Annotated in this window: 14 protein-coding genes; 1 reads left to right on the top strand and 13 read right to left on the bottom strand. The window is 49.0% G+C overall.

What is annotated here, in order from left to right:
- Positions 1-30: 30 nt before the first annotated feature.
- The 6 genes from rlmH to leuS form a co-directional block, all read right to left on the bottom strand.
- Positions 31-501, bottom strand: coding sequence for a 23S rRNA (pseudouridine(1915)-N(3))-methyltransferase RlmH (gene rlmH / locus AC1HDJ_RS11915; protein ID WP_438623766.1), 471 nt, complete (start codon positions 499-501; stop codon positions 31-33).
- A gap of 3 nt (positions 502-504) precedes the next feature.
- The gene (gene rsfS, locus AC1HDJ_RS11910) at positions 505-822 is read right to left on the bottom strand and encodes a ribosome silencing factor (protein ID WP_479535988.1); all 318 of its coding nucleotides are present in this window, start codon (positions 820-822) and stop codon (positions 505-507) included.
- Positions 823-900: 78 nt separating this feature from the next.
- Positions 901-1,599, bottom strand: coding sequence for a nicotinate-nucleotide adenylyltransferase (gene nadD, locus AC1HDJ_RS11905; RefSeq protein ID WP_479535987.1), 699 nt, complete (start codon positions 1,597-1,599; stop codon positions 901-903).
- Positions 1,596-2,651, bottom strand: a complete 1,056-nt coding sequence (gene holA, locus AC1HDJ_RS11900; protein ID WP_479535986.1) for a DNA polymerase III subunit delta — start codon at positions 2,649-2,651, stop codon at positions 1,596-1,598. Before holA ends, nadD begins: the two co-directional genes overlap by 4 nt.
- Before the next feature lie 157 nt (positions 2,652-2,808).
- Positions 2,809-3,357, bottom strand: a complete 549-nt coding sequence (gene lptE / locus AC1HDJ_RS11895) for an LPS assembly lipoprotein LptE (protein WP_479535985.1) — start codon at positions 3,355-3,357, stop codon at positions 2,809-2,811.
- A 15-nt stretch (positions 3,358-3,372) separates the two neighbouring features.
- A complete protein-coding gene (gene leuS / locus AC1HDJ_RS11890; RefSeq protein WP_479535984.1) occupies positions 3,373-5,958 on the bottom strand; it encodes a leucine--tRNA ligase in 2,586 nt (861 codons plus the stop codon).
- A 252-nt stretch (positions 5,959-6,210) separates the two neighbouring features.
- On the opposite strand from leuS, the gene AC1HDJ_RS11885 reads away from it, so the two are divergent.
- Entirely contained in the window at positions 6,211-6,693 is a 483-nt protein-coding gene (locus AC1HDJ_RS11885; protein WP_438623771.1) for a zinc ribbon-containing protein, read from the top strand.
- Between the two features lie 143 nt (positions 6,694-6,836).
- Here AC1HDJ_RS11885 and lnt read toward each other — a convergent pair whose 3' ends face one another.
- The 7 genes from lnt to AC1HDJ_RS11850 form a co-directional block, all read right to left on the bottom strand.
- A complete protein-coding gene (gene lnt / locus AC1HDJ_RS11880) occupies positions 6,837-8,357 on the bottom strand; it encodes an apolipoprotein N-acyltransferase (RefSeq protein ID WP_479535983.1) in 1,521 nt (506 codons plus the stop codon).
- A 6-nt stretch (positions 8,358-8,363) separates the two neighbouring features.
- The gene (gene corC, locus AC1HDJ_RS11875; RefSeq protein WP_438623773.1) at positions 8,364-9,239 is read right to left on the bottom strand and encodes a CNNM family magnesium/cobalt transport protein CorC; all 876 of its coding nucleotides are present in this window, start codon (positions 9,237-9,239) and stop codon (positions 8,364-8,366) included.
- Between the two features lie 17 nt (positions 9,240-9,256).
- On the bottom strand, positions 9,257-9,727 hold the full coding sequence (gene ybeY / locus AC1HDJ_RS11870; RefSeq protein WP_479535982.1) for an rRNA maturation RNase YbeY: 471 nt from the start codon (positions 9,725-9,727) through the stop codon (positions 9,257-9,259).
- Positions 9,724-10,791, bottom strand: coding sequence for a PhoH family protein (locus tag AC1HDJ_RS11865; RefSeq protein WP_479537130.1), 1,068 nt, complete (start codon positions 10,789-10,791; stop codon positions 9,724-9,726). The genes ybeY and AC1HDJ_RS11865 overlap by 4 nt, the downstream gene beginning before the upstream one ends.
- A 120-nt stretch (positions 10,792-10,911) precedes the next feature.
- Positions 10,912-12,336, bottom strand: coding sequence for a tRNA (N6-isopentenyl adenosine(37)-C2)-methylthiotransferase MiaB (gene miaB, locus AC1HDJ_RS11860; protein ID WP_479535981.1), 1,425 nt, complete (start codon positions 12,334-12,336; stop codon positions 10,912-10,914).
- Positions 12,337-12,912: 576 nt separating this feature from the next.
- Positions 12,913-14,583, bottom strand: a complete 1,671-nt coding sequence (gene glnS / locus AC1HDJ_RS11855) for a glutamine--tRNA ligase (RefSeq protein WP_479535980.1) — start codon at positions 14,581-14,583, stop codon at positions 12,913-12,915.
- Positions 14,584-14,780: 197 nt separating this feature from the next.
- Positions 14,781-17,468 (bottom strand): beta-N-acetylhexosaminidase, encoded by a 2,688-nt coding sequence (locus AC1HDJ_RS11850; protein ID WP_479535979.1) that lies wholly within the window; start codon positions 17,466-17,468, stop codon positions 14,781-14,783.
- Between the last annotated feature and the right edge of the window lie 5 nt (positions 17,469-17,473).

The following is a 17,473-nucleotide window of genomic DNA, read 5'->3' as shown; positions in this document are numbered from 1 at the left end:
TGTATGACGTGTTACAGCTGATTTTTTTGACTATTCCCGATGGTAAGGGTGGTTAGTGGTTACACTCCACGCTCGGTACAAGCTCTCAGCCACCAGTACGCGTACCAGCGGATGCGGCAGTGTCAGCGGTGAAAGTGACCAGCTCTGTTCCGCCGCCTCTTTACAGGCGGGCGAAAGCCCTTCAGGACCACCGATAAGAAAGCTGACATCACGCCCGTCTTGTTTCCAACGTTCCAGCTGTTCAGCTAATTGTTCTGTTGTCCAGGGTTTACCGGGAATATCAAGGGTGACTATCCGATTTCCCTTCGGAATTGCTGCCAACATCTGCTCACCCTCTTTATCGAGAATGCGTTTGATATCGGCATTTTTCCCGCGTTTTCCCGCCTGAACTTCTAATAGCTCAAACGGCATATCCTTAGGAAAACGGCGGGTGTACTCTTTAAAGCCCGTTTCTACCCATGCGGGCATTTTGGTACCAACGGCAACCAGTTGCAGTTTCACCGTTTAACCCCAAAGTCTTTCCAGTTGATAAGCAGCACGGCTCTCTTCTTGCATCACATGAACGACAACATCGCCCAGATCAACAATAACCCAATCGCCGGTTTGTGTGCCTTCAATGCCCATAGGCTCGACACCTGCAAGCTTGGCTTCTTTCGCTACATATTCAGCAACGGAGATGACATGTCGGGTTGACGTGCCAGTGCAAATCACCATGTAATCAGTGATGCTTGATTTGCCTTGCACATTGAGGGCAGTGATTTGTTGACCTTTAAGATCATCAATTTTATCGATAATGAAGTCTTGGAGTTGTTGACCTTGCAAAAGTTCCCCTTAGCTGGCAATTCGTTACCAGTAGAATGTAGAGTCGGTATAAAACAGGCGGCGGAGTATAGCACGCAGCTAGGCCGATGAGTACAACCGGTTCTGGCGGATATAGGCTGCTACACTGGCCGTTAGTTGCTTATCGCAGCTTTGGTTCTGCCGTAATTGCGCCCGGATTTGGGTGGCTGAAATATCAATCTGAGGTGTTTGGGCAAAATAGAGTGCGCCTTGTGGCTGCTGATGTAAATCCATCGGGCTGGGTGTACGGTGTTGCGCTATCCACTGCCGAAAGTCGGGATCGTCGGGCAGAGGCTGATAGTGAGGGCGCATGCAGACAATAAGATGGGCCACGCTGAGCAATGATTGCCAGCGGTGCCATGTGGGTAAGCTCAGCAGCGAATCCTGCCCGATAATAAAGGCCAGTGGCTGTTCTGTACCTATTTCGCGGCGGATATTTTCAAGCGTATTGATGGTATACGAGGGGCTGCTGTGTGCCAGTTCACGCAGGTCTGGCACAAAAAGCGGATACTGCTGGCAAACCAATGCCACCATGTCGGCGCGCTGTTGTGCGCTGGCTTGCGGTTGCGGGCGGTGCGGCGGTACATTGTTCGGCAGCAGGCGAACCTGCGTTAGGCCTATTTCAGTTGCCAGCGCACTGACCGGCTCAATATGCCCGCGGTGAATCGGGTCAAATGTGCCACCATACAGACCGATTAATGGCGGGCGTGTCTGTGTATGATGGCGGTCTGTATCGGCTGGCTGAATAGGTATAATCATAACAGGTCGTGCGCAAATGGCAGTGTAAGGGTATGCCCACAGAGGCTGCAACTGAGCGCCTGCAAAGCGGGCCATACATCGCTACTGTAGTCTTGTTTTACCATTCGCTCAATTATGGCCAGTTGGTGCAATTGTTGCCCGAGTTGTACACCTGTCAGCCGTTGCAGGGCATGCGTCAGTAGTGGCCTTCGGTTTTGCCATATTTTGTGTTGATCAAATAATGGCCGCAGTGCTTGGCTGTGCGGTTGGGCCGCCTGTTGCAGTGCCGTATGTAAGGTTAACAGCAGCATAAGCTCCCGTTGTAAGGTGCGCAGTAAAATAACGGGTTCGGCATCTTCATTTTTTAGCTGATCTAATACCCGTAAAGCACGTTTGGCTTTTCCTTCGAGCAGTGCATCAATCCAGTGATAGGGCGTAAAGTGCGATGACTGGTTCACGGCTGACTCTACGCGTGGCAGGGTCAGTTTTCCGTCGGGGAACAGCAGTTTTAGCCGCTCAAGCGCCTGACTGAGTGCCAGCAGGTTACCTTCATAGCAGTGGCAAAGCATCTGCACCGAGGCATCATCGAGCTGTAATGCTAGTGTTCTGGCGCGTGTAGCAACCCATTTAGGCAGTTGTGGTAGCTCCGGCGTTTGACAACTGATCAGTGTTGCCTGTGGGCTGAGGGCTTTAAACCATTTGCTGTTTTCCTGCGCCTTTGTCAGCTTATTGCCTTGAATTAGCAGTAAAATATCAGGGTGCAGTAAAGTAGCCAGTTTACTCAAAGGTTCGGCATTGTGGGTGCCTGGGCCATTTTCTGGCAGTACTAATTCAATAATCTGGCGAGCAGAAAACAGGCTCATCGCTTGTGCACATTGGTAGATACTTTCCCAGTCGGTCCGGTTATCCAGTGTAAAACTGTGCCGTTCATCAAACCCCTGAACTCTTGCCTGCTCACGCAGCATATCTGCACTCTCTTTGAGCAATAATGGGTCATTTCCCAGCAGAAAGTAGCATGGGCGTAACCCTGATTTTAGCTGGGCGGTGAGTTGTTCAGGAAAGATTTTATTCATCAGGCTGTGTATTCATTCGGGGATAAACTCGGTGTTGCCCAGAGTACCGTAATTCGGCACTCTGGGCTGGTATTACATGTAGCTACTTTTACATGTAGCTACCGCCTGAAAACGTATCGCCTGAGAACGTGTATTTATTACCCGCTCTCAGGTATCGCTAGCGAGTTTCTGGCGTGCTGGGTGTCGAGGCACTCTTAGGTTGAATCGTCAGCAGTTTGATCATCAAGCGGCGGGCCGCTTCCTGATACATTTCATCACGCAGCAACGCTTCTTCTGCCGATTTAGCGAGTGCGGTATTGGGGTTGTCGAAAAATGAGCGGGCAACTTGAACCGAGAGCGGATAAACATCCTGCCCCGGTACCAGTACCGATGCATTCACCGTTAAGGTGATATTTTTTTCTGCCGCAATACCATTGCTGAACACTGATGAGACGACATCACCTTGACCGGCGCTGTTCAGGCGGAAGGTTGGAATATCTGAACCTGCGTCCTGTTCTTTTACCAACGTAATGTTGTTGAGCAGCATCTGTTCACGCATTGCGCGGGTCAGCGGGCCATAAGGATCATAGCTTTGTAATGTCATCGTCTGAAGGTTGGTGGGGATCTGCGTAGTTCCGCGCAGATGAAACCCACAACCCGCCGTGGCAGCTAGCGCCACCACGGTCAGAATCAGCATTAACGGCTTGAATCGTAAGTGTTTCAACACTCGGGTGCTCCTGTGTTAGCCGACAACCACATTCAGCAGTTTACCCGGCACGTAAATCACCTTACGGATAGTTACGCCTTCGGTATGTTTGGCAATGTTGGCATCAGCAAACGCTGCCACTTTGACCTGCTCTTCGGTTGCATCAGCAGCTACAGTCACCTTACCGCGCAGCTTACCGTTGACCTGTACAACTACCAGTTTGCTGTCTTCAACCATGGCGGCTTCATCAGCAATCGGCCAAGGAGCAACATCGATATCACCTTCACCGCCGAGCGCTTGCCATAAGGCAAAACCGATATGCGGAGTGATTGGGTAAAGCATACGAACCACCGCCATCAGCGCCTCTTGCAACAAGGCACGATCTTGCTCGCTCTCTTGTGGCATACGGGTCAGCTTGTTCATCAGCTCCATCACAGCAGCGATAGCCGTGTTGAATGTTTGGCGGCGGCCAATATCATCACTGACTTTAGCGATGGTTTTGTGCAGATCGCGGCGCAGTGATTTCTGGTCAGCATTAAGAGCGGCAACATCAAGTGCTGCTACTGCACCTTGTGCAATGTGCTCAAAGGCTAAACGCCAGATACGCTTGAGGAAGCGGTTCGCTCCTTCAACACCCGATTCCTGCCACTCAAGAGTCATCTCTGCCGGAGAGGCAAACATCATAAACAGGCGTACGGTATCAGCACCGTATTTCTCTACCATCTCCTGAGGGTCAATGCCGTTATTTTTTGATTTCGACATCTTGCTCATACCGGCATACACCAGCGGATGGCCATCTTTATCTTCAGCTTTGAGGATAGCACCTTTGGCATCACGCTCAGTGATAACTGCGTCCGTTGGAGCAACCCAGATACGCTCACCGTTATTACCGGTGTAGTAGAATGCATCAGCCAGCACCATACCTTGACACAGCAGGCGTTTTGCTGGCTCATCAGAGTTCACCAAACCGGCATCACGCAGCAGTTTGTGGAAGAAACGGAAGTACAGCAGGTGCATGGTGGCGTGTTCAATACCCCCGATATACTGATCAACCGGCAGCCAGTAGTTTGCGGCATCTGGGTTTAGCATACCGTCGTTATAGTCTGGGCAGGTATAACGGGAGTAGTACCATGATGATTCCATAAAGGTATCAAAGGTATCGGTTTCACGCAGTGCCGGTTGGCCGTTGACTGTCACTTTTGCCCACTCAGGGTCAGCTTTGATCGGGCTTTGTACCCCGTCCATCGTGACATCTTCTGGCAGCACTACCGGCAGCATATCTTCCGGTGTTGGCACAACGGTCCCGTCTTCCAGTGTCACCATCGGAATTGGTGCGCCCCAATAACGCTGGCGGGAAACACCCCAATCGCGTAGGCGGAAGTTTACGCGGCGCTCACCTTTACCGATGCTGCTGAGTTTGTCAGCAATTGCGTTAAAGGCGGCATTAAAATCAAGGCCATCAAACTCATCGGAGTTAAACAGCAGGCCCTTTTCGGTATAGGCTTGTGCTGAGATATCTGGCGCGTTGCCATCAGCCGGTGTGATAACTGCATCAATCGGCAGGCTGTATTTAGTGGCAAATTCGTAATCGCGCTGATCGTGCGCTGGTACGGCCATGACAGCACCCGTGCCGTAGCCCATCAGGACAAAGTTGGCAACCCAAACCGGGACTTTACGGCCGTTTAGCGGGTGAATGGCGTACAAGCCGGTAGCAACCCCTTTTTTCTCCATGGTTGCCAGTTCTGCTTCGGCAACCTTGGTGTTGCGGCATTCGTTGATAAATGCAGCCAGTTCAGGGTTATTCTCAGCCGCTTTTTGTGCCAGCGGATGCCCTGCAGCAATGCCAACATAGGTGACACCCATGAAGGTATCTGGGCGGGTGGTGTACACGGTCAGTGTTTCATCCATTCCGTCCATATCGAACGTGATATCCACACCTTCAGAACGGCCAATCCAGTTGCGCTGCATGGTTTTCACCATATCAGGCCACTCGTTCAGACCGTCAAGATCGGTCAGTAACTGATCAGCATAGTCAGTGATTTTGATAAACCACTGCGGGATCTCTTTTTGTTCAACGTGAGTATCACAGCGCCAGCAGCAGCCTTCGATAACTTGTTCGTTCGCCAGTACGGTCTGATCGTTTGGACACCAGTTTACTGATGAGGTTTTTTTGTAAACCAGACCTTTTTCGTACAACTTGGTGAAGAACCACTGTTCCCAGCGGTAGTATTCCGGCTTGCAGGTCGCCATTTCACGCTTCCAGTCATAGCCAAAACCCAGCATTTTGAGCTGGTTTTTCATGTACTCAATATTGTCGTAAGTCCACGGCGCGGGTGCAGTTTTATTTTTAATTGCCGCATTTTCAGCAGGCAGGCCGAACGCATCCCAACCAATAGGTTGCAGTACGTTTTTACCTTGCATACGCTGATAACGTGAAATTACATCACCGATGGTGTAGTTACGAACGTGCCCCATATGCAGTCGGCCAGAAGGGTACGGGAACATAGACAAGCAATAGAATTTCTCTTTGCTGGCATCTTCAGTAACTTGAAATGTTTTATTGGTTTCCCAATGTTGCTGAACCTTGCTTTCAAGGTCTTCCGGGCGATATTGCTCTTGCATGCTGAATATCCAGAATTCTGTGGGGTGAATTAAGTATTAAGATCAGGAATAGCCATAGAATAACGTATAGAAGCAAGATGCAACAATAGTAACCACGGTTTCGATGCAGAGTTTCGTCATTTGCGGGTGAGGTAATAGACTATTTACCAAAATTACAGCAATAATGATTTACATCACCCATAAGGTAATTGTTGTGATTACAGGCTAAAACTGGGTTGAAAACCGTTAACGTTACTGGTTTAAGGGGGATATATGAGTCAGTGGACTAAGTACTACCGCGCTTTTATTGATCGTTTTACGCAAGATTTACAAGCCGGTGAGCATGAGCTGAATAAAGCGGTTGAAACCACCGAGAGCTACCTGAATGCCACCAGTGATTTAACGCGTGATGAGCTGGCCTTGATTAACGCCTATATTGAGCGGGATTTGGCTGAGTTTGCCCAGTCTTACGCTGAGAGCAAAGAGGCGTTTAAAGAGGGTGTTTTTTTCCTGAGTTTAAAAGAGAGTATCTGGCAGGGGTTGGCCGATATTACCGATAAAACCCAGCTAGAGTGGCACGAGGTGATTGATGATGTCACCCACCACGGGGTATATCAAAGTGGTGAGCTGGTGGGGCTTGGTAATATTGTGTGTGAGCACTGCCATCACCGAATTGTTTTTAATCACCCGGATATCTTACCGGCTTGCCCTAAATGCGGTGAGACAGCGTTCAGCCGCCAGCCATTTCAACCTTAATCTGTTGGGTTCTGTAATCAGGTGAATACCAGACCAGTATCAGATAAGTATCAGGAAAAAACGTGCTATTGGTAGAAAAACTGTACCGGCAGAATAAAATTTTACTGTCGGTACCGTAACGGTATTGCGCTACCTGTAACCGTTTATCTGTTGCGCAGGCGTACTGCAATGATCAGGCTGAGTGCTGCTGCAATCCACAACGGCCAGTTGCCAAAACGAACATACGGCGTTTCTCCGCGTGTTGGCACTACGGTTGCACTGAGCACGGCAGTTTTAAACTGCGGGATCTGTTGCTGTATTTCACCGTTGCTATCGATGACCGCAGTTACGCCATTATTGGTGGCACGCAGCAGTGGGCGGCCGAGTTCAAGTGCGCGCATTCTGGCCATTTGGAAATGTTGCCATGGCCCGATAGAGTTGCCAAACCATGCATCATTCGACACGGTCAGCAGAAAATCGGTATCGGGGTTGGCAAGGAAATTGGCCCGCATTCTATCCCCCAAAATAATCTCATAGCAGATGGCCGTTTCCAGATGATAGTCGCTTGCCTGCAGGTCGGTTTGCAGATAATCACCTCGGCTAAAAGAGGACATCGGCAAATTAAATAGCGGGGCGATTTCACGCAGCAGTGACTCAAACGGCACATACTCGCCAAACAAGACCAGATGGTTTTTGTTATAGCGATTTTTGGTTGGGTATTGATAGGCTTCCAGCGGATCACCCAGTGCAATCACGGTGTTGTAGAACGCTTTAGTATCGGGGCGCTGATCAACTACGCCGGTAATCAGTACTGCTTTATTGCTGCGGGTGATGCTGTCGAGCATGCTCAGTAGTTGATTCTCTTCACTTTCAATCGAAGGAATAGCGGCTTCTGGCCAGATAACCAGATCGCCGCGTTGCAAATAGGGGCGAGAGGCATCGAGATAGGTCTGCATGGTGGGCACACGGTAAGCCGGTTCCCATTTCAATTCTTGATCGATATTGCCCTGAATCAGCGCTACAGCACGTTTGCGCGTAGGCTCTGGTGTTACCCACGAATGGTTGGCAACCGGCCAGAGGCTTAAAGGCAGCAGTATTGCAATCACGGCAGGTAACCACTGGCGGCGTGCTAGTGTCAGTGCAAACAGACCGCTGATCAGCATCAGTACAAAGGTAATAGCTTGTACGCCGGCAATCGGGCCTAAACCTTTGAGTGGGCCGTCAATTTGCGTATAACCAAATTGTAGCCACGGAAAACCGGTAAACAGCCAGCCGCGTAAAAACTCGGTGAGTGTCCACAATACCGGGGCGGCCAACACTAACCGTGCTGCGTTGGTTTTGGGGAAAAACCGTGCTAGTAGTGCGCCAAACAGCGCAGAATACAGTGAGAGATAAGCACAGAGTAAGGCAACTAATAACCAGCCAACAACCAGCGGTAACCCGCCAAATTGCTGAATACTGACGTTAATCCAGTGTAATCCACTAAACAACAGGCCAAATGCCCAGGCAAAACTGATTACCGCAGCCTGTTTTGGCGTACGGTTGAGGGTCAGTAATAAAAGCCCAGTCAGTGAAAGTAGGGCACAGGGCCACAGATCAAACGGGGAGTAAGCCAAAGTACCCAGCGCGCCGGAAAAAACCGCCAGCGGCAGCGCAACGCGCCAGCGGGTTAAAAGTTGCATCATTACTACTTAATCAGCCAAATTAGGAAGTGGGGCATCGTCCGGAATGGTGACCCGAACCTGAATAATACGACGGCTATCAGCCATGGTGACTTTAAACTGGTAGCCATCAATGGTGACATGTTCTCCGCGCGACGGTAAATGGCCGAAGCTTTGCATGATTAACCCACCAATGGTATCGACCTCTTCATCACTAAAATGTGTGCTGAAGGCATCGTTAAAATCATCAATTGGGGCTAACGCACTTACCGCAAAGGTGTGGCGACTGAGCTGGCGAATATCGCGATCATCCTCTTCGTCGTACTCATCTTCAATATCGCCGACAATCTCTTCGAGGATATCTTCAATGGTAACAAGGCCGGATACACCGCCAAATTCATCGATTACAATGGCCATATGGTAACGCTGCGAGCGGAAGTCTTTCAGCATGCGGTCAACACGCTTACTTTCCGGAACGACCACAGCGGGGCGTATAACGCTGTCCATTTCGAACTGTTCGGCATCACTGCGCATAAACGGCAGTAGATCTTTTGCCATGAGCAGGCCTTCGATATGATCTTTATCTTCGCTGATCACCGGAAAACGGGAGTGCGCAGATTGAATGATCACATCGATACACTCATCAAGGGTCTGATTTTTTTTCAGAGTCACAATTTGAGAACGTGGGATCATGATATCTCGAACCCGAAGTTCGGAGATCTCCATGACACCCTCGATCATTTCGCGGGTCTCTTGATCAATCAGATCATTTTGTTCGGAATCACGGATCACATCGAACAAGTCGCTGCGGTTCTTAGGTTCTCCGTGGAAGAGCTGCGTTAACAGCTGACTGAAAAATCCCTTTTTACTGGGGCCATCAGTGTGTTGCGAATGGTCGTCGCTCATGTGCTCTAATTAGTTAGTTAATCCAGGTCTTTTTCGGCTGCATACGGATCGGGGTATCCCATCTCCTGCATGATTTCCGTTTCTAAAGACTCCATCTCTTCGGCTTCATCATCCTCAATATGATCATAACCCAGCAGATGTAAACTGCCATGCACAACCATATGAGCCCAATGTGCCAGCAGATCTTTTTCTTGCTCAGCCGCTTCTGTTTCAACCACTTGGCGGCAGATGATCAAATCACCAAGCAGCGGAAGCTCAATACCGGGCGGTGCTTCAAACGGGAAAGATAACACATTGGTGGGTTTATCTTTACTGCGGTAAGTGAAATTTAAATGACGGCTCTCATCTTCATCGACAATCCGGATGGTCACTTCGGCTTCCGGTTGAAATGCAAGCACTGTGCCATCAAGCCAGCATTGAAAGTTGGTACTTGCGGGCAAGCCCTCTTCATTGGCGCAGGCAATTTGTAAATCCAGTTCAACCGTCATTGTGCTGTATTCTCATCAGGCGTTGTTGTATTGACTCTGCTTTCCGGCAGATGTTCCGTTTTTTCGTTCGGCTCACGGGTATCTTGTGCGGCCTGATTGTCACGATAGCGGCGTTCACGTTCCGCTTTTTGCTGCTGCTGACTCGCATCCCACGCATCGTAAGCCATCACGACACGCGCAACAACAGGGTGACGCACGATATCGCCGGCCACAAGGAAATTGAAGCTGATATCATCAACATTTTTCAGCACATCAATCGCATGGCGCAAACCTGAGGTTTGGTGGCGTGGCAAATCAACTTGTGTGATATCACCGGTAATCACCGCTTTTGAGTTAAAGCCAATCCGCGTTAGGAACATTTTCATCTGTTCTGTAGTGGTGTTTTGGCTCTCATCCAAAATAATAAATGCATCGTTTAACGTTCTGCCGCGCATGTACGCCAGCGGTGCAATTTCTATCACATTGCGTTCAATCAGTTTTTCTACCCGTTCAAAGCCGAGCATCTCGAACAGCGCATCATACAGCGGGCGCAGATACGGGTCGACTTTCTGGCTTAAATCTCCGGGTAAAAAGCCCAGCTTTTCACCTGCTTCAACCGCTGGGCGGGTCAGCATAATCCGACGGATCTCTTGGCGCTCTAAGGCATCAACGGCTGCAGCTACTGCCAGATAGGTTTTACCTGTACCGGCTGGGCCGATACCAAAGGTAATATCATGGCGCAAAATATTGGCAATGTAGTTTGCCTGATTGGGGGTACGCGGTTTAATCAGACCACGTTTGGTTTTGATGATCACCTCTTTGCCGTGCGCGGGGATCTCGGCCGCCATTTGTTCGAGTACCCGGCTTTCTGTAACGGCAAGATGGATATGATCAGGGCTAATATCGTTAACAATGCCGCGTACGGGCGCAGTTTCAACGTATAAATCAGTCAAAATCTGGCAAGTTGCACTGATACACGTCTGTTTTCCTGAAACCTGAAAGTGGTTATCACGGCGGATAATTTCCACACCAAGGCGGCGTTCAAGTTGTTTCAGGTTATCATCAAACGGGCCGCACAAGCTCATTAAACGCTTATTGTCAGCCGGTTCAAGCGAGATCTCTTGAGAATGGACCTTGTTCAAATTTTACCCCTATCCCTTAAACAACTGCCCGCAAATGGCGGGCAGTAAAACAGTATAAGAAGATTAAGGCATGTAGGTGCTCACACCCAAATCATCTTCTTTACGTGTACGAGCAATAACGCTTTCCGGCGATTGTGCCACACGCAGATTCATCTGCTCTTCTGTGCGTAATAGTTTACCGCGCAATGAGTTCGGATTGACATCAGTGATTTCAACATCCACGAATTTTCCGATCAGATCTGGCGTACCTTCAAAGTTAACCACACGGTTATTTTCGGTGCGGCCAGACAGCTCCATCACACTCTTACGTGATAAACCTTCCACCAAAATACGTTGTGTTGTGCCGAGCATTTGGCGGCTATACTGCATGGCTTGCTGATTTATACGCTCTTGTAGAATGTATAAACGCTGTTTTTTCTCCTCTTCCGGCACATCGTCTGGCATATCGGCGGCCGGTGTACCTGGGCGTGCAGAGAAGACAAAGCTGTAGCTCATATCAAAGCCAACTTCAGCAATCAGCTTCATAGTTTGCTCAAAGTCAGCCTGAGTTTCACCTGGGAAGCCAACAATAAAATCAGAGCTGATCAGAATATCAGGGCGTGCTTTACGGATTTTACGAATTAATGACTTATATTCAATCGCGGTGTGTGCACGCTTCATCATCGTCAGTACACGGTCAGAACCGCTCTGTACTGGCAAATGCAAAAAGCTGACCAACTCCGGCGTATCTTCATATACTGCCACGATATCATCGGTAAACTCAATTGGGTGGCTAGTGGTGAACCGCAGGCGATCGATACCATCAATAGAAGCGACCAGGCGCAACAGTTCAGCAAAGCTATACTCTTGACCGTCATGGTTTACCGCACGGTAAGCATTAACATTTTGGCCCAGCAGATTAATTTCGCGAACACCTTGTGCGGCAAGCTGGGCAATTTCAAGAATGATGTCATCAGCCGGTCGGCTGACCTCTTCACCACGGGTATAAGGCACTACGCAGTAAGTGCAATACTTATTGCAGCCTTCCATGATAGAAACAAAGGCGGTCGGGCCTTCGGCACGCGGCTCTGGTAGGCGGTCAAATTTCTCAATTTCTGGGAAGCTGACATCTACAATCGGGCTGCGGTTGCCTGATAACTTGGTTAGCATTTCCGGCAAGCGGTGCAGGGTTTGCGGGCCGAAAATCATGTCGACATAGGGTGCGCGTTCACGAATATGCGCACCTTCTTGTGAAGCCACGCAGCCGCCAACACCGATAATCAGATCGGGGTTTTTCTCTTTGAGTGCGCGCCAGCGTCCCAATTGGTGGAACACTTTTTCCTGCGCCTTCTCACGGATTGAGCAGGTATTAAGCAGCAGAACATCTGCTTCTGCCGCGTCATCCGTTAGCTGGTAACCGTGGGTTGAATCCAGCAGATCAGCCATCTTTGATGAGTCATACTCATTCATCTGACAGCCCCAGGTTTTGATGTGAAGTTTCTTCGTCATCGAGTCTCAGTGTCCAAAACAGGTAGGAACGCCAGCCTGCGCGAGCGCGGCCGCATATAAACGCTCTATTCTACTGATTCCGTATCGCGGTGACTAGTTACATCATCAGCGTATTTGCGTTGGTCTTGGAGGTGGTCATCATCCAAAAATAGGGTTTTAGTGTTTTTTATCAATGCGTTGAGAAATAAAAGTGCAGCCTATTTTTTGCCAGAATGGGCTCTGTAATGCAGTAAAAAAACGTACTGTTTGGGGGATGCACAGCAGAGTTATTGGGAAGGCGATAAAATCACTTATTATTAATAGGGATATAAGCCGTTTTATTTGTGCGTATGAGCGGGTATTTATCTTTGAGTCAGCTTTTCTTGTACGCAATGTTTGTACGTAATACCCATATTTTATGTCTGTATTTAATCCCAGTGTGTTTTATATAAGTATTTGCAGGCTTAGGATAAATAAAAGGATAAAAAAACAGGGCCGATAGTCTGGCCCTGTTTTTACTTGCTTGCGGCGTGGCTATTACGCAATGAATACGTACTTACCACACACTTACCATGCAATTACTGCGCGTGTTTATTTTTACGCGTGATCTTGTTTTGCCCAAGTGTCACGCAGGCTAACAGTACGGTTAAAGACCAAGCGCTCAGGCGATGAGTCTTTGTTATCTGCACAGAAGTAGCCTTCACGCTCGAACTGGAAAGCGTGCTCAACCGGTGCATTAACCAGACTTGGTTCAACAATGCCCTGACGAATAATCAGGTTTTCCGGATTGATGGTTGCAAGGAAATCCTCTGCTGCTGCCGGATTGGCAATGCTAAACAGGCGGTCGTACAAGCGGATCTCCGCTGGAACACCTTTATCGGCAGATACCCAGTGGATAACGCCTTTCACTTTACGGCCGTCAGCCGGATCTTTACCTAATGTCTGGGCATCGTAAGTACAGAAGATGGTGGTGATGTTATCGGCATCATCTTTCTCTACACGCTCTGCTTTGATCACGTAGGCGTTACGCAGACGGACTTCTTTACCTAGCACCAAGCGTTTGAACTGCTTATTAGCCGCTTCGCGGAAATCAGCACGATCAATGAAGACTTCGCGGGTAAACGGCAATTCGCGGGTACCCATTTCAGGCTTGTTCGGGTGAGCTGGCGCAGCCAGGTTTTCCAGATGGCCTTCAGGCAGGTTTTCAATCACCACACGTACTGGATCGATCACGGCCATGGCGCGCGGCGCATTTTCGTTCAGATCTTCGCGGATACAGGCTTCAAGCGCTGACATCTCTACCATATTGTCTTGTTTAGTCACACCGATACGGCGGCAAAACTCACGGATAGATTCAGAGGTATAACCCCGACGGCGCAAGCCAGAAACGGTCGGCATACGCGGGTCATCCCAGCCATTAACGATATTTTCGGTAACCAGCTGATTGAGTTTACGCTTCGACATGATAGCGTACTCAAGATTCAGGCGTGAAAACTCGTACTGACGCGGATGGCACGGAATGCTGATGTTATCGAGTACCCAGTCGTACAGACGGCGGTTATCCTGAAACTCCAGCGTACAGATAGAGTGGGTAATGCCCTCGAGCGCATCAGAAATACAGTGGGTGAAGTCGTACATCGGGTAGATGCACCACTTACTGCCGGTTTGATGGTGATCGGCAAACTTAATGCGATAAATGACCGGATCACGCATAACGATAAACGGCGATGCCATATCGATTTTTGCGCGTAAGCAGGCTGAACCTTCGGCAAATTCACCATTTTTCATTTTGGCGAACAGCGCAAGGTTCTCTTCTACACTGCGATCACGGTACGGGCTGTTTTTGCCCGCTTCAGTCAAAGAGCCACGATATTCGCGGATTTGATCTGCGGTTAGCTCATCAACATACGCTAGCCCTTTTTCGATTAGCTCAATTGCGTAGCCGTGCAGTTGGTCAAAGTAGTCAGAGGAGTAGCAGATATCGCCAGCCCACTGGAAGCCCAGCCACTGCACATCACGCTGAATAGACTCAACAAATTCAATGTCTTCTTTGGCCGGATTAGTATCATCAAAGCGCAGGTTACACTGCCCCTGATAATCTTGTGCGATCCCAAAGTTCAGGCAGATAGATTTTGCATGGCCGATATGCAAATACCCGTTTGGCTCAGGCGGAAAACGGGTATGTACCGATGTATGTTTACCAGTCGCCAGATCTTCATCGATGATCTGACGAATGAAGTTAGTCGGGCGGGCTTCTGCCTCACTCATTTTATTTACCCTCACTCGCGGTGATGCAACAACATAACCCAATATCATCCACAATACCGCCCTTGCAAACAACCGTTGCAATCATAATCTGTGTAAAAAGATAAAAAAAACCCGCCAAATGGCGGGTTAGTCGGTATAGGAAGGGAAAATAGTCTGTTTTTCTATTCATCTTCCGACATAAAAGGGCAGCAAGATGCTTATTTACTGCTGGTTGTTTCGATACGGCTAGTGCGTTTTCCGTCGGCACTTACGCTGCGAACTTGAACATCACCATTGACGGCAGGTTTTGCTTTTGCATCATAACGCTGCCATGTTGTGCCGTTGTCAGTTGAGAACTCAACAGCAACGCCCGGCAGTGCGGTGTTAGTTTCTAGAACACCATTGACAATGACCGCACCCGGTACTGGCAGACGGTAGTGAATACCTGCGCTATCGAGTTTTGCTAGCTCACGTTGGCCGACGATATTGGCAAAGCGAGCCCAATCTTTGTTTAGCGCCTTGGTGTTTACAAATTTGGTTTCACCGCCTTTAAACTCACGGCCGGCAACATAATCGAGTTCCCAATCAGCCTGATGCCATGCACGCTCAGCCAGCGGCAGAAGGCGAGGGTAGATCATGTACTCCATGTTTTCGTCGGTACGGATACTTTCGCTCCAGAACTGACCCTGAACACCGGTAGCGCCGCCCCATTTCTTATCACTTTTTGCGGTGAAGGCATTGCCATCGCGGTCAACCGAGGTTTCCGCATTTTGCGGCAGGTTGTTTGGTGCGAAAGCAAAGATTTTACGCTCATCACTAAAACGGGTTGCCCAGTAGTAACCGCTCTCTTTCGGGTTAACTTCATACGGCATGTCGAAATAGACATAATCAGGGTTTGATACGATAAATTCGTACCCTTTGTTTACCCAGTCATTTGCCGAGTCAAAACCACCCCAGTACAGCGTATCCCAGAAGTTGACACCGGTTTTCTTGGTGGCAAACGCTTTAGCGTTTTCAGCATCTTTTAAACCATCTTGCCACGCCATCATTTTGCCGATGCCGTGCTTATCAACAATTTTGCTCACTTCCAGCGCAAACTGGCTTGGTAAGTGTTCAAAATCAGACACTTTGCCATCAGCAATCATCTTCTGACAAACCGGTGATTTTGCCCACGGCTTATCTTCTTTGCTCTGGTCAATCGTGCCACGCCAGTCAACTTTATCGGCGGCATTGATATCTTGGAAACCCCCACCTAAGTGAATGTTTTTCGCCTCATCACCACCAAAGTGCCATGTTTGCAGCGGCTGACCGGCGGCTTGATGCATTGCTGCCACTTCACCGATGACTTTATCTACAAAATTTTGTGAAGAGTCTAGGCATGGGTTGAGGTAACTGGTGCGATCATAAAACTGAACCGACACGGTTTTAGAGGTATCTTGCGGATCAAGCAGGCGATACTGATTCGCTTCGGCTTCTTTCCCTTCCGCCATCAGCTTTTTATAGCGCGCCTCCATTGAGACTACTGCTGCACGGGCGTGCGCAGGCATATCCAGCTCAGGGATCACTTCGATATTGCGCGCCTGTGCGTACTTAACGATATCGATATAATCTTGCTTGCTGTAGTGGCCGCTGCCTAGATTGTTGCTGTCTGGGCCAGAACCTAATTGTGGCAGCAGACACTGTGTTTCACTCAAATCATGGCAACGTTTGCCACCGACATCTGTCAGTTCAGGTAGGCCCGGGATCTCTAAACGCCAACCTTCATCATCACTTAAATGGAAGTGGAATTTATTGAGCTTATACGCTGCCATTTGATCCAGTAGGCGTAAAATGGCCTCTTTGGTATGGAAGTTACGGCCAACATCGGCATGCATACCACGGTGTTCAAAACGCGGTGCATCTTTCACTGCAACGGTGGCAATTTTCTTATCACCCGACATAGGAATCAAAGAGATCATAGACTGCAAGCCGTAGAACGCACCTTCTGGGTCAATACCCACAATGGTTGCGCCGTTTGGCGTGATATTCAGCGTGTAAGCCCCTGCTTTCTGCCATTGGCCCTTAAATGCACCTTTATTGATACTGACATTGATAGGGAAAGCCTGCTGTGCGCCTTTTTCCGCAACATTAACACCTAGCTGGGCAAAGCGTGCGGTTACTGCATCAACGGTGGCTTTTGGCAGCACAAGGGTATCAAGAGTAATGCCGTGGGAGAGATCCACATCGGCTTTGCCTACGGTAACTTGTACCGGTGTAGGTAAAATTTGTCCGCGTAGCTGTTGCGCTGGCAGGGTAGCGATATCCTGATTTTTTGCAAAACGGGTCTGTGCGTTCATCAGAACGTTGTTGTCTGCACCGGTACGCTTCCAGTTATCACCGGTAATGGGTGCAGAGAAATCAGCCACGTTTTCTGAATCAGTATTGCCGATCACTTTCGGTGCTGCATCACCTGATGTGACATACCAGCGTGGCATAAAGTCAGTTTCAAACAACTGCCAGTATTCACCAATGATAGGCACTTCAACTACTTCACCGGCTTGGAAACCATCAAACTTCTCGGTAGGTTCTAGCTTATGCAGGTCACCGGTAATTTGGGTAATTTTGAACTGATCATTTTGTACATCCAAAATCATCCGGATGCTGTGGAAATAAATAGCCCAGTCTTTTGAGTTAATTTCAGAACCGTTATTGGTCAGAGTGATAGAGGCTTTATTACATGCCGCCCACTCAGCACCTAATGTGCTGCAATCGACGCCGTTTTCTGCGCCGTGGTTATCCAGTACTTGGTATTTTACATTGAGCTGTGAGCCCATTTGGTTAACCAATTGCTGATTGTTGGCTGAATTTGACGCACATCCGGTCAGTGCAAACAGGGTGGCCGCAGCAATAGCAGATAATCTTAACATGATAA

The organism is Plesiomonas sp. ISS29 (assembly GCF_056522795.1).
The sequence above is the reverse complement of the archived record's forward strand: the minus strand, read 5'-3'. Positions and strand labels throughout refer to the sequence as shown.

What these genes read in the sequence shown, in the direction of transcription:
- nadD (WP_479535987.1), bottom strand. Translation starts at nt 1,599, where the DNA reads ATGATTATACCTATTCAGCCAGCCGATACAGACCGCCATCATACACAG.
- holA (WP_479535986.1), bottom strand. Translation starts at nt 2,651, where the DNA reads ATGAATAAAATCTTTCCTGAACAACTCACCGCCCAGCTAAAATCAGGG.
- leuS (WP_479535984.1), bottom strand. Translation starts at nt 5,958, where the DNA reads ATGCAAGAGCAATATCGCCCGGAAGACCTTGAAAGCAAGGTTCAGCAA.
- AC1HDJ_RS11885 (WP_438623771.1), top strand. Translation starts at nt 6,211, where the DNA reads ATGAGTCAGTGGACTAAGTACTACCGCGCTTTTATTGATCGTTTTACG.
- lnt (WP_479535983.1), bottom strand. Translation starts at nt 8,357, where the DNA reads ATGATGCAACTTTTAACCCGCTGGCGCGTTGCGCTGCCGCTGGCGGTT.
- corC (WP_438623773.1), bottom strand. Translation starts at nt 9,239, where the DNA reads ATGAGCGACGACCATTCGCAACACACTGATGGCCCCAGTAAAAAGGGA.
- ybeY (WP_479535982.1), bottom strand. Translation starts at nt 9,727, where the DNA reads ATGACGGTTGAACTGGATTTACAAATTGCCTGCGCCAATGAAGAGGGC.
- AC1HDJ_RS11865 (WP_479537130.1), bottom strand. Translation starts at nt 10,791, where the DNA reads ATGAGCTTGTGCGGCCCGTTTGATGATAACCTGAAACAACTTGAACGC.
- miaB (WP_479535981.1), bottom strand. Translation starts at nt 12,336, where the DNA reads ATGACGAAGAAACTTCACATCAAAACCTGGGGCTGTCAGATGAATGAG.
- glnS (WP_479535980.1), bottom strand. Translation starts at nt 14,583, where the DNA reads ATGAGTGAGGCAGAAGCCCGCCCGACTAACTTCATTCGTCAGATCATC.
- AC1HDJ_RS11850 (WP_479535979.1), bottom strand. Translation starts at nt 17,468, where the DNA reads ATGTTAAGATTATCTGCTATTGCTGCGGCCACCCTGTTTGCACTGACC.